Raw genomic sequence first — 13,140 nt, forward strand, 5'->3', positions numbered from 1 at the left:
ACTACCACTTATGAATGAACCGATTACCATTATTTTTAATGTCGTTGTCAATTTTGCCTTAATCATTTGTTTTTTAAGGTTTATGTTTCAGTTCGCTGAGATTGACCCCAAGCACCCTTATGCCAAAGTTACCTACATGCTCTCGGCAGTGGTTACGCTGTTTGGGCGGATTTTTCCTGACTTGGGTAAGGGGCGATTTAGCACATCGGCGGTGGTGCTGATGTTGCTTTTGACTTTTATCAAGATTGCAGGCATGGCGAGCATTTTGGGTAAGCCCATGACCCCGCTTGTACTGTTTTTTAGTGGCAGTTTGACAGCGATACTCTCGCTCATTGACATGTTCCAGTACATCGTGCTTGCGTCGGTCATTCTAAGCTGGGTCATCATGCTGTTTCAGGTCATGCACCCACTCATGGAGCTTATCATGCAGATGGCAGAGCCGATTGTCGCCCCATTTCGCAAAATCACGCCCAATCTGGGCATGCTTGACTTTTCGACATTGGTTGCCATTTTGGTGCTGGCACTTTTGGAGATGGGCATTCGCATTGTGGGCGGTAATATCTTGTCGGCATTGGTGTAGGCTCGCCTTTGATTTTTACATTTATATAAAAATCAGCACATAAAGTACACAATACCTTGCCCAAATTTTGTTAGAATAAAGCTAAGTTTAAGGACTTACCATTTATTTATTTACTTTGGACTATTTTTGGAGAATGCCATGTTAGACAATGCCGACCACACCATGAACGACCTATTTGCTCAGCTTGGTCTGCCAAATTCAGACAGTGAGATTGATGCTTTTATCAAGGCAAACCAACTGCCAGAAGGCGTAACCTTAAAAGAAGCTCCGTTTTTTGATGAACAGCAGCTCATGTTTATCCAAGAAGAGTGGAAATTGGATGCTGTGTGGGCGTTGGTGATTGATGAGCTAAACACTCGTTTACATGAAGACAATAAGCCTGCTTGATTTAACCACTTTATCTAAATGATGTTAAACACCGTTTTATGCGGTGTTTTTCGTTTTTGGAATAAGCAATGACTTATCGTGCATATCACTTTTTGGGTAAAGTTTGCGATAATTGCCCACGTTTTTATGATTTGGAATAAGGGCAGTTCATGCTATCACAGTTTGATAATAATGATTGGATTATCATTGTCTTTTTTGTGCTTGGGGCGTTGTTGCATGGGATTACCGGTTTTGGTTATCCCATTGTCGGCACGGCAATTATTGCCAGTTTTTATGAATTAAAAGTGGCGGTGGCGATGGTGGTTGTGCCGTGTATTGTCTTAAATCTCATCATGCTACGTACAGGCGGGACGATTATTGGCAATACCCTAAAATACGGCAAAGAGTATTTTTGGCTGTTTTTGACAAGTTTTATCGGTGGGATTATTGGTGTTAAGCTGTTATTGCTATTCCCAGAGAGTTATTTAAAAATTTTTTTGGGTGTTACACTGATTTTTTATGTCATTACCCAGTACACCAAATATCGCATTAAATTTAAAAAAGACAATCTTACGATGGCAATTTTTGGGTTTATTGCAGGGGTTATCGGCGGTGTTACCAATGCCATTGTGGCGTTTTTGATGGTTTATTTGTTGGGGACTGACCGCACCAAACATGAGATGGTGATTGTTAATAATATCAGCATTTTGATTACCAAGATTATTCAAATCGTCATGCTTGCCCCTGTGATTATTGGGTTTAGCAATAAGCAAATGTGGCTACTTGGCATTGTGATTTTTATTTCGCTATTTTTTGTGTATATCGGCTCATATATTAGAAATAAACTCTCCCAAGAGATTTTTAATCATGCCATTGCTGTGATGTTGCTGGCGTTGGGCGTTTATGCGTTGTGGCAGGGCATTCGGATTTTGTAAAAAGCTTGAAAACAAAAAAACGGTTCAATAGACTTCTTTCCAAACCCTGATTTTTATGGATTTTTGAAAACTTCAACCCCAATACTTATAAGGGTTTATTTTTAGTTTGGAAAGAGATTTAATGTTGAACCGTTTTTTATGCTTGTACGATGACTTAGAAACGACTGCTTAGGGTAAGCTGTACACGGTCGCCATCTGACTTTTCGCTTTTAAAGTAGTCATAATCTAGGCTGACTCGGTTTCTTGGGTCGATCTGATAGCTGGTGCCAACGCTGGCTTGGATTTTGTCTTTGCCAGTCCCCCATGCATCAAAAGCGACATCGGTGTTGGTGCCTGAGTAAGCACTGGTAACGGTGGCGTCTTGTTTAAAGACGTTGTCGTATTGTAGTCCTGCTTGGACTTGCCATTGGGGGCTGATTTGATACTGGGTATCTACACCAATGGTGCCTTGCCAACGGGTGGCATCGATGTCTTTAACTACCACAACACCGTCATCAAAGTGGGTATTGTCATGCTGATATTGATGATAGCTGACCCCGATGTATGGCTTGATGCTGGCGTTGGGGCTTAGAGCGTGTGATGTGCCAAGGTGGATACCGCCAGCATAGAGCTGACCGTCATATTTTTGTTTGGCACGGGTGTTGTTTTTGGCATCACTGCCCAACACACCTGCTTTTGCCCATAGGGTGCCTTTGATGTTGTTGCCTACATCGCCATTAACACCCACAGTTACGGCGGCGACGTCTGTTTTGATGTTGTGATTGGTGTTGCCGTTTTGCTCATCCAGTTCAAGGCGACCTAGGTCAAGCTGTAAACCTAAGCCAAAACGCTCGCCTGTTTTTGCCACGCCAATGCTTTGGTTGCGAACTTCACGCTCGCTTTGACTGCTTGGCAGGTCAAGCTCATATTCTTGATAGGTGCTTTGTAGCCACACGCCATTGGGGGTGTCTGCCATGTTTTTGGCAAAATTGGTCGCTTGGGTGCTACTTTGCTCGATGGCGTGGACGGCGTTGTTGGCATAAAAAGCAGGGTCAAGGGCAAATAAGGCTTCGTTATATCTGTCGCCAATCACGGCAGGCGTGCCAGATGTGTTAAGCAAGGATTTGTTGGTTGCCATTGACATTTTGTTGGCAAAACCTATGGCAAAGGCTTTCTCGTTGGTGGTAAGTGTGCCTGCATCATCTTTGGTATCTAGTTCGCTAAGCACTTTGTCTATGTTTTGCTCAACCATACGTCGCCCGATGCTGGCATTGCTACCACTGCCCATGTTGGTCAGTTTGTTGCGTTTGGCACTGACGACCACATCAGTTTTGGTGGTGGCATCAGGCGTGGTCTTGCCATCGGTGCCGACTGTGCCACTGTATTCGGTTTTGATGATGCTAAATAGGGCGTTGCTGGATGTGACGGTGTCAAAAGTACCGCTTAGCTCGCCTGCTCTTAGCACGGTGCTTTTTGAACCGGTCTCTTTGATGAGTCCATCTTGGATTTCATCATACAAGTCCAGCGTGCCGTCCAAAGTGGCTTTTTCGGTAACGGTCAAAAGATTACCAAATTTGGCTTTAAAGGTGCTGTTGCCATCCATGGTATAAGTGCCATGAATGCTTAGATTGCCTTCGTTATTGACCGTACCACTGGTTTGTCTGACGTTGCCCGTTGTGCCATAGCCTGTCAGCTCGCCACCTGTGACATTGATGACTGAGTTGCCGTTATTGCCGTTGATTTCAAGTACGCCTTGCTCAACGGTGGTGGCACCTTGATAGGTGTTATTGCCTGTTAGGACAAGTTTGCCATCACCAGCTTTGGTAAAGCCGTGCTCACCTTTGATGTCGTTAGAGAAAACAGACACGGTGTCTTTGCCTGTGACATCTAGTGCGACATTATCCCAATAAAAACCGCCATAGCCTTGTGTGGCAGCGATGGTGTCTAATAGCCCCCAGCCGCTTTCATGCGTGATGTTTTTACCACCGATGTTTTTGATGGTGCGACGTTCATGCCATGAAAGGTCTGCTTCCACATAATACTTGTCTTCATAGGTATAGTGGTCGATATCATTTGGCTTGGCATCAACTTGTTTGAGTCCTTTGTATGTTGGACTGCGTTCTTTGATGTCGTCAAAATCTTGGGCAGTGCTAAGCAGGGTCTGCACCAGATTTTCATTTTTCATCCAAGGATAAGCCCCCTTGACCAGTAGGGCGGTGCCTGTGACACGAGCGGTGGCAGGAGATGTGCCTTGATAGCTAATGAGCTTGCCCGTGTTGTCATGGCTGATACTGGTGGATGGTGCTGATAGGCACCACTCGGCAGCATCGCCACAGTGGTTGGCTTGGTGGAAGTCTTCACGGGGTGATGACACCGCCAAAAAGCCTTTTTTAAAGTCGGGGTTGAGCTCGGGAGCGAGTCTTTCGCCATAGGTTGTGTCTTTGCCTTCATTGCCTGTGGCATGGATGAGTAGGGCGTCTTTGTTGATGATGAGCTCATGAATGGCTCGAACCTGCGGATGTTCACTGTTTTTGGTGTCGCCAGTAGGGGTGTATGCCTTGGCGGTATTTAGCCATTGGTTGTCGCTTTCGTTGGCATCTGGCACATAGCCCCATGAGTTATTAAAAATCTGAACGCCTTGGGTTTCATTGAGTTTTAGCATGGCGGTAAATTCATCGCCTTCATTGCTTTTGTCGCCATCGGTATAGGCGTGAATGATCGCATTGGTCATGCCGTTATTGCCTGCGATGATGGCTGCCATGTTAGAGCCATGTCCATCGGTAGGCTTGTACTGCTCATAAGTTTGGTAGTTGACACAGTTATTGCTGACAAAGCAAGCCACAAGGTTGGTGCCACTCAGATTGGCTCCGACAAGGTCGGGGTTGTCAGGATTGACCCCTGTGTCTATCACGCCCACACCAAGCGACGTGGTGTCGATGGCGGTTTTTAGCTCATGGAGTTTGTTGGCGTATTGTTGTTGGTTGAGTCCATAAAAAATCTCTGTTTTGTTGCCAGCGGTTCTGTTCTTATTTTTAACCCACAAATCCATATCAGAGTAGCCAGTGATTGTCTCTGAATGGGCGATAGGCTGAGCGATGTTGGCGTGACGCTCATAAGTGGGCTGTTGTTTTTTGATGACATCATCATCCGTGGGGGCGACATAGGCACGAGCTTCGGTGATGGCGATTTGCTCGGCAACGGCTTCTGTCTGTGCTTTTATCGCTTTGGCACGGTTTAGTGCTTCTTCAGCAGTCGCCACAGCGGTTTTGGCGGCATTGATGGCATCATTATCAGAGCTGATGGCTTGGGCATCTGCAAGTGATTTTTTGGCATCCGTTAGGGCTTGTTCTGCTTGGGTCTTAGCCTGTACTGCTTGGGTTTGGGCGACTTCGGCATTTTTTAGGGCGTTTTTAGTGCTAATCAAGGCAGCTGCCTGCTCGGTGGCAGTGTCAGCGGTTTGTTTGGTACCATCTAGTTTGCCTGCGATGTCATTTGTCCGCTGATGAATGTCTTTGGCAGTGGCGATGATGGTGTTGATTTTGTTTGTGTTGTGGTTTTGTTGTTGGGTGTTGTGATTGTCAATGACGCCCTGTGCCTGTGTGATGACCTGCTCTGCTTGTTGTTTGGCTTGTTGGGCTTGTTCTAAGGTTGTGTTGGCATCGTTTAGAGCATGCTTAGCACGATTGATGGCATCTTGGTTGCCTATGGTGTTAGCAACTTGCAAAGCACTTTGGGCTTGGGTGATGGCACTTTGGGCTTGGCTGATGGCATGCTGGGCAGTGTTTAGAGCACTTTGGGCTTGGCTGATGGCATGCTGGGCAGTATCAGGGCTGTCTGCTTGGGTTTGGGCTTGTTTGGTTTGAGCATTTGCATTGCCCAGTGTGTTGGTCGCTGTCTTATTGGTGGCGATGGCAATGTCAATTTGGGTGTTGGTCTGTGCCAACTGTTTTGCTGCTTTTTGGGCACGTCTGGCGGCCTCTTCTTCGGCTTTTTTCTTAGCCTCTTCTTGTTCTTGGGCACGTTTGGCGGCCTCTTCTTCGGCTTTTTTCTTAGCCTCTTCTTGGGCTTTTGCTTGTTCAGCGTTTAGGTGATTTTCCTTAGCGATGCGTGCCTGTTCTAACAGTTCATTAGCCTGTACTTTGGCAGCTTCAAGTTCGGCAAATAACTGCTTGGCATGAGCCTGCTTTTGGGCTTCAAGTTTGGCAAGTTCCGCTTTTTTGGCATTATCGTTGTCAAGCCCTGCTTGATATTTTTGTTTGGCAAGTGATTGAGCTTCTTTTTCAATTTCTAGCCAAGCGTGGTATTTGTTATTGATGGTATTTTGCAGGTCGTTTGCTTGATTGGCAAGTTTGGCATCGGCGATTTGAGCGGTCTTTATCGCTTCTTTGGCATGTTTGATGGCATCGCCGTAGACGTTTTTTGCAAGTTCGGCACGCTTGTGTGCTTCTTTGGCACTGATGGCAAGTGGGTCGGCATGATTGATGATGAGATTGGCATGTCGTGTGGCATTCATGTCATCATCAATGGCACAGCCTGTGGCACTCATTGCCACAAAAACCGATACGGCAAGGGGTCTTAGGATAAAACGATGGTTGATGTTCATACAATTACCTATGTATACAAAATGAATGTTTACAGACCATTCCATTGTAACACTTTTTGGTCGCTTTTGTAAAAAAGATTAAGTCAATTTAAGTGCATTCTTTGTATAAAATGACTAAACATGGGCAAAATCCATCATGATACGCCATTTTTACGTTTATTTTCCAAAAATAGCATGTCCACCATCACAAGTCCCATACCGCCCATGATCGCCATGTCCGCCACATTAAACACAGGATAATGCCACATATTGGCATAATGAACATGAATAAAATCAATCACATGACCATATAAAAAGCGGTCAATGACATTGCCAATTGCCCCACCTAACACCAAAGCAAGCCCCCATGCCAAAATTTTGGCATTTTTGGGAATTTTGCGAAGGTAGACCATGATAAATGCTGATACCAAAAGCCCCAACACGGCAAAAAACCACTTTTGCCAACCGCCTTGATTGGCAAGAAAGCTAAACGCCGCCCCACGGTTGTAGGCAAGCGTCCAGTTTAAAATCGGCTCAATGACGCTTACGCTATTGCCTTCTACCACAAGCCATTTTTCAAAAAAAATCTTGGTCGCTTGGTCAAGGATAAGTACGACAAGCCCAATAAGATAATAAAGCGTGGCTTTATTGGCGTTGGGCTGTATCGGTGGGGTGGTGCTGTTTTGGGTATTTTCTGACATAATAAAAATTTCTTAAAGTTTTTGGGTGATAAGGTGTGTCATCAAGCATTTCTTTTTTGGCAATAAAATAAGTCATTATCCGTTTATTTTTTGCCTTGCTTTTTAATGGGGCGTAGGTGCATATTACGCACCTTACTATCATAAGGGCGAATTACAATTCGCCCCTTGTATTATAATACCTAAAACAAAACCCCATTATAAGCAACCATAATGGGGTTTGTGAGAAAGTAGCGTTGTTTCGCCCCTTGTGCTTAAAAGCACGCAGTGTAGATGTTAGCCTACTTTCTCATCCATCATCACCCCGAATGGTATCTTAGGCACGTTGTTGTAGCCTGTATTCACAAGGTTGGAGGTTTATATGGATGATCCATTATACTACATTGGTATTGATGTTGCCAAACATAAGTTTGATGTTGCTGTTAAACTGCCCAATGGCAAATACAAGCACAAGGTGTTTTGTAATCATCATCAAGGCTTTGATGAGTTTATCTGTTGGCTTAATGCCTTTGATGGTCGCTTTTGTGCTGTTATGGAAGCCACCAACATTTATCATGAAGCTTTGGCGGATTGTTTGGTGGCACAAAACATCATGGTCAGTATCATCAATCCTAAGTGCAGTGCCAGCTTTGCCAAAAGCGATAACCTACGGTCAAAGACAGATAAGATTGATGCTAAGCTCTTAGCAGACTATGCTTGTGAAAAAGGACATAAGCTTGTCTGTTATCAGCCCATGCTACCTGCCCAAAGACAACTGCTTCGTAAAAGCCGTCAGCTTGACCATTTAAAGGACAAGCTTGCTCAAGAAAAGGTACGTCTTAGCATGCTCATTGATGAAGATTGTATTGCTTATACCAAAGCGATGATAGACTTCATCAAAGGGCAAATCAAAGCCTTACAACAAAGCATTCGTCAGTGCGTTGCCAGTGATGACACTTTAAAGCAAAATGCCTCATTACTGCTTAGCATTCCTGCCATTGGCTTTGACAGTGCGGTTAAACTCATCTGCTACTTAGGTGACGGTAGTCGTTTTAAAAATGCAAAAGCAGCAGCAGCTTTTGCAGGGCTTGCATCCATGATTAGACTTCTTTCCAAACCCTGATTTTTATGGATTTTTAAAAACTTTAACCCCAATACTTATAAGGGTTTATTTTTAGTTTGGAAAGAGATTTATTAAATCATCGGGTAGTAGCTTACATCAAGTAATGGGCATTTCTAAAATCGGACAAGCAGACATTAGAAAAGCCTTATATTGCCCTGCCATGAACTTTGCCTTTGGTCGTTATAAAGACGGTGCTTATCGTTTGTTTGTAGATAGACTAAACAGCCAAGGCAAGGCAAAAAAGGTTGTGATTACCGCACTCATGCGTAAGCTTGTCAGTATTGCCCAAGCGGTACTACAAACACAAACCCCGTTTAAATTAGAGTTACATCGTTGAGATGGATTGGGGGTTGTGGTTTATGGTATCTACGACCCAAAAATAATTAAGCAAACTTCCGCACTTCCCCTGCCCCAAACGCATTTTCTACGCATCTTGGGCAGATGTCGCCATGCTCGGCAACCGTTCCCACGCTTGGCAGGACGTGCCAGCAACGCACGCATTTCTCGCCTGTCGCAGGGGCGACTTTGACACTAAGCTCATCGCCTTTGGTAAGGCTGATGTCGCTAGTGATAAAGACAAAACGTGCTTCATCACCCAATTTGGCAAGCGAATCATAAGCCTTGTCATCAGCGACAATGTCAAGGCTTGCCGACAGACTGCTGTTGATTGTCTTGTCGGTACGGGCGTTGTCCATTGCTTTATTTGCCACTTCTTTGACTGCCAAAATCGCTTGCCAATCTGTGTCCGTGATGTCATCAAGCACCACGCTTGGCAACTCATACCACTCTTGGGCAAAAATGTAGCCGTCCGTGCCTTTTAGCACTTGCCACGCTTCTTGGGCGGTAAATGACAAAATCGGTGTAATCCAACGCAAAAGGGTGTGAGCGATGTGGTAAATGGCGGTCTGTGCCGAGCGTCTGGGGTGTCCGTCCGCCTTGGTGGTGTACTGGCGGTCTTTGATGATGTCAAGGTAAAATCCGCCCAAATCCTGCCCACAAAAGTTGGTAACCAATTGACAAACTTGGTGAAAGTCCATGTTGGTATAAGCGGTGCGAATCTCGCTTTGGACTTGGTTTGCCTTGTGAATGATGTATTTGTCAAGGCTGATAAGGCTGTCTGCTGGCACCAAGTCTTTGCTCGGGTCAAAATCATCGGTATTGGCAAGCAAAAAACGCACCGTGTTGCGGATACGGCGATACATATCGCTCACACGGTCAAAGCCTTCTTTACTCACCGCCATTTCATAGCGATAATCGGACGAGCCAACCCACAAGCGGACAATGTCAATGCCGTATTTTTGGGCAAGTTCGGCAGGCTCAAAGCCTTTGGTATTGCCTTTGGATTTGGAGAGTTTATAACCCTTAGCGTCCACGGTAAATCCATGCGTTAGGACTTGTTTATAAGGGGGGCGACCGTACACGCTTTCGCTCACAAGTAGCGATGACTGGAACCAACCACGGTGCTGGTCAGAGCCTTCTAGGTACAAATCGGCAGGATTGGTGAGTTCATCACGGTTGGCAAGTACGCTAAAATTGGTAGAGCCTGAGTCAAACCACACGTCTAGGGTGTCGGTGGATTTGACGTAGTTTTGACTGTCGGTCTCGTCAAGAAAATCACTAATCGGAGCATCAAACCACGCTTCAATTCCGCCTTGTTCAATGACTTTGGCAACTTGTTCAATCAGCTCGGACGTGCGTGGGTGCAAATCGCCTGTGTCTTTGTGCATAAAGAAAGCAATCGGCACGCCCCAAGTGCGTTGGCGTGAAATACACCAATCAGGGCGACCGTTCATCATTGATTCAATGCGGTTTTGTCCCCATGACGGTGTCCACACCACGTCTGGAATGTCTTTTAGGGCTTGTTCACGCAGTCCTTTGGCCTCCATAGAGATGAACCATTGGGGCGTGGCACGGAAAATAATCGGCGTTTTGTGTCGCCAGCAATGCGGATAGCTGTGCGTGATTTTTTTGTGGTCAAGTAGGTGTCCGCTTGCTTGCAGGGCTTCGATGATTTTGGGCTGTGCCTTGTAGATATGCTCGCCCACAAAGACTTTTGCTTCGTCCAAATACACGCCATTACCACCCACAGGGTTTTCGGTGGGCAGGTTGTTGGCACGCCCCACATTGTAGTCGTCCACACCGTGAGCAGGGGCGGTATGTACAAGCCCTGTACCGCTATCGGCAGTAACGTGCTCGCCTGTGATGAATGGCACTTGGCGGTCGCTGATAAGGGGGTGTTGGGCTTTTAGGGCGGTTAATTCTGAGCCTTTAACCGTTGCGATAATTGCTACATTTTCTAAATTGATATTTTTGGCAAAATCTTCTACCAAGTCATGAGCTACGATAAAATGGGCGGTGCGGTTGATAGGGTTGGGATTGGTGGCGGTATAATACCACATTTTGCCAAAATCATTTTCCACGTCTTTTTGGTAAGTTGCTCCCAATTTTTCTACCGCTTTTTTGGAGCGTTCATTACCTTGATGTATTTGAAAATGAACGGTATTTTTATATTTAAATGCGTGGTTTAATAAGGCTTGTTTAATCTCGCCATTTGCCCCTTTACCCCAATATTTTGGCGTGATAAAGGTAAAGCCAATGCCGATGATGCCATCTTTGGCATTGTCATCATAAAAACGGGTTGTGCCAATGATATTGCCAGTTCGCTTATCAATAATGGCATAGGCTTTATCTTTCACTGCTTGTTCAAAAAACGGCTCAAACACTTCTGGCAAATGGCGTTTGGTCGGCATCAGCTCCCAAATGGCAGGGTCGGACGCACACGCTTGCAAGGCATCTTTGTCGGCTTTGGTTAGGGTTCTTAATGTAAAGTTTTCGCTGTCAATTTGGCTTGGCAGTACAAATTCAGATGTTTTTTTGCCTTTGATAACTGCATAATCAAAATCAGCATGGGCGGTAATCGCTTGGTTGGCAGGGAGTGTCCAAGGGGTCGTTGTCCAAATCACCGCTTGGAGCGTACCGTTTACATTGGCAAGGGCAGGCAGATTTTCACGATTGACAATGTCAAATCCCACATAAATGGCATCGGATTTTTTGTTGTCATATTCTACTTCGGCTTCGGCAAGGGCAGAGCCACAGTCCAAGCACCAGTTTACAGGCTTTAAGCCACGCACGATATGACCGTTGTCATAAATCCGCCCCAACGCTCGCACGATGTCCGCTTCGGTCTTAAAATTCATGGTAAGATACGGATTATCCCAATCGCCAAGCACGCCTAGGCGTTTAAAATCCGCCTTTTGTAGCTCAATTTGACTTTTGGCGTAGTCTCGGCACGCCTTTCTAAACTGGGTGGCGGTGATCGGCTCGCCATTTTTGTCGGCTTTGGGTGCGTGTCCGACCTTGCCAAACTGCTCTTCTACCTTTTGTTCAATCGGCAAGCCGTGGCAGTCCCAACCGGGGACATACGGGGCATCATAGCCGTCAAGGGTTTTGTATTTGACGATGATGTCTTTTAGCACCTTATTGACAACGTGTCCTAAATGGATTTGACCGTTGGCATAAGGGGGACCGTCATGCAGGACGTATTTTTCACGTCCCCCGCGTGCTTTGCGGATTTGTCCGTACACGTCATTTTGTTCCCACTCGGCAAGCCAAGCAGGTTCACGTTTTGCCAAATCCCCACGCATGGGAAAAGGCGTATCGGCAAGGTTTAGGGTATTTTTGTAGTCGGTGGCTTGGTCTGTCATGGCTTAGCTCAAAATTGTGAAAAACGGCTAATTATAGCCCAAAATCATGCGTTTATAAAGGCTTGACGGATAAAAATTGACTTTTTGGGGGTGGTTTGGTAGATTTAAGATAATATTTTTGGCAACTTGATAATCATGAAAAAATTAAGCAGAAAAACCACGTCAAAATTCACCATGTTATTTTGTGCGGTAATTTTGGGTTATGTTATCTTGATTAAAAAGGATTATGATAATCCTGCCATAGCTTTTATTGGGATTTTTATGTTATTGGAAGGTGTGTATTATTATTGGCAATTTTATAAAAAGAATGATACGATAAAATTTGATGATAAGTTTTAACCATTGACCATTATAAAAATAAGTCTCATTACCATTTATAAAATTCATTAAAAATTCATCTTTACAATTTTTTGCTTTAATTCCTTACAAAAATTCGGTATATTAGTAGGATAATTATCAGCCAACTTGCAAGGTTATCTTATGAAAAATCCCAGCAAAACCCTATCATTATTATTGGCAAGTGCCGTATTTTTGACCGCCTGTGGTGGCGACAAACCTGCCGAACCTGCCCCCAAAGCCGAACCTGCCCCAAAAGCCGAGCCTAGCACCCAAACTGCCCCTGCCGAGCCGACTGACACCGCCCCCAAAGCCGATGAAGTTGCACCAGAGACCACCGAGCCTGTCGCAGACGACACCAAAGCCGATGAAGTGGCAACCACCGACTCCGCCACATCTGATGAGACTGACAAAGGCACGACCGAGACCGCCCAAGTGGACAATGCCGAGCAAGCGAACACCGCTCCTGCCCCAGTACAGGCTCTCTCTATCGCCGAAGGTAAGGCACGCTATGAGAAAACTTGCAAAATCTGCCACGAACAAGGGCTGTTAGACGCCCCCAAACTCACCGCCAAAGCCGACTGGGCAAAACGCTTGGATAAGGGCATAGACACCCTACACAAGCACTCTGCCAAAGGCTTTGGTAAAATGCCAGCACAGGTTGCAGGGGACGTTACCGAAGCGGAAGTATATGCGGCGGTGGATTATATGGTGAGCCAAGTTCAGTAAACTGATATTTGTAAATCGATATTTGTTATAGGATAAATTGTGATTTACCTGATAAATTTAATAAAATATCGCTGATTGCAATATCAATAAATCATACTGGCAAATAAAAAACCCCAATTTTGTTATTGG

Annotated in this window: 10 protein-coding genes; 7 read left to right on the forward strand and 3 right to left on the reverse strand. The window is 45.2% G+C overall.

The features are described from left to right. Positions 1-82: 82 nt before the first annotated feature. The 3 genes from AAHK14_RS07480 (at position 83) to AAHK14_RS07490 (ending at position 1,881) form a co-directional block, all read left to right on the forward strand. Entirely contained in the window at positions 83-580 is a 498-nt protein-coding gene (locus AAHK14_RS07480) for a YggT family protein (protein ID WP_227514744.1), read from the forward strand. A gap of 138 nt (positions 581-718) precedes the next feature. Further along, positions 719-967, forward strand: a complete 249-nt coding sequence (locus AAHK14_RS07485; RefSeq protein WP_062498838.1) for a DUF2789 family protein — start codon at positions 719-721, stop codon at positions 965-967. Positions 968-1,116: 149 nt separating this feature from the next. Then, on the forward strand, positions 1,117-1,881 hold the full coding sequence (locus AAHK14_RS07490; protein ID WP_062498837.1) for a sulfite exporter TauE/SafE family protein: 765 nt from the start codon (positions 1,117-1,119) through the stop codon (positions 1,879-1,881). 154 nt (positions 1,882-2,035) lie between these two features. Here the strand turns inward: AAHK14_RS07490 and AAHK14_RS07495 are convergent, their stop codons facing one another. Together AAHK14_RS07495 and lspA are read right to left on the reverse strand one after the other, a co-directional pair. After that, positions 2,036-6,463: a S8 family serine peptidase gene (locus AAHK14_RS07495; protein ID WP_194092706.1), complete on the reverse strand. Its 4,428-nt coding sequence runs from the start codon at positions 6,461-6,463 to the stop codon at positions 2,036-2,038. A gap of 134 nt (positions 6,464-6,597) precedes the next feature. Further along, positions 6,598-7,143, reverse strand: a complete 546-nt coding sequence (gene lspA, locus AAHK14_RS07500; RefSeq protein WP_083108415.1) for a signal peptidase II — start codon at positions 7,141-7,143, stop codon at positions 6,598-6,600. 358 nt (positions 7,144-7,501) lie between these two features. On the opposite strand from lspA, the gene AAHK14_RS07505 reads away from it, so the two are divergent. Together AAHK14_RS07505 and AAHK14_RS07510 are read left to right on the forward strand one after the other, a co-directional pair. After that, positions 7,502-8,242, forward strand: coding sequence for a transposase (locus tag AAHK14_RS07505; RefSeq protein WP_197035904.1), 741 nt, complete (start codon positions 7,502-7,504; stop codon positions 8,240-8,242). 103 nt (positions 8,243-8,345) lie between these two features. Beyond that, on the forward strand, positions 8,346-8,579 hold the full coding sequence (locus AAHK14_RS07510; RefSeq protein WP_197035905.1) for a hypothetical protein: 234 nt from the start codon (positions 8,346-8,348) through the stop codon (positions 8,577-8,579). Positions 8,580-8,625: 46 nt separating this feature from the next. On the opposite strand, the gene ileS is transcribed toward AAHK14_RS07510, so the two are convergent. Then, complete coding sequence (gene ileS / locus AAHK14_RS07515; protein ID WP_065255351.1) at positions 8,626-11,946, reverse strand: isoleucine--tRNA ligase, N-acetyltransferase domain-containing; 3,321 nt, start codon at positions 11,944-11,946, stop codon at positions 8,626-8,628. 135 nt (positions 11,947-12,081) lie between these two features. Between ileS and AAHK14_RS07520 the strand changes: the two genes are divergently transcribed. Next, positions 12,082-12,285 (forward strand): hypothetical protein, encoded by a 204-nt coding sequence (locus AAHK14_RS07520; protein WP_065255350.1) that lies wholly within the window; start codon positions 12,082-12,084, stop codon positions 12,283-12,285. Positions 12,286-12,426: 141 nt separating this feature from the next. Then, entirely contained in the window at positions 12,427-13,011 is a 585-nt protein-coding gene (locus AAHK14_RS07525; RefSeq protein WP_065255349.1) for a c-type cytochrome, read from the forward strand. Positions 13,012-13,140 lie beyond the last annotated feature (129 nt).

The sequence above is a fragment of the Moraxella sp. K1664 genome, from assembly GCF_039693965.1.
In the GTDB taxonomy this organism is placed as follows: domain Bacteria; phylum Pseudomonadota; class Gammaproteobacteria; order Pseudomonadales; family Moraxellaceae; genus Moraxella.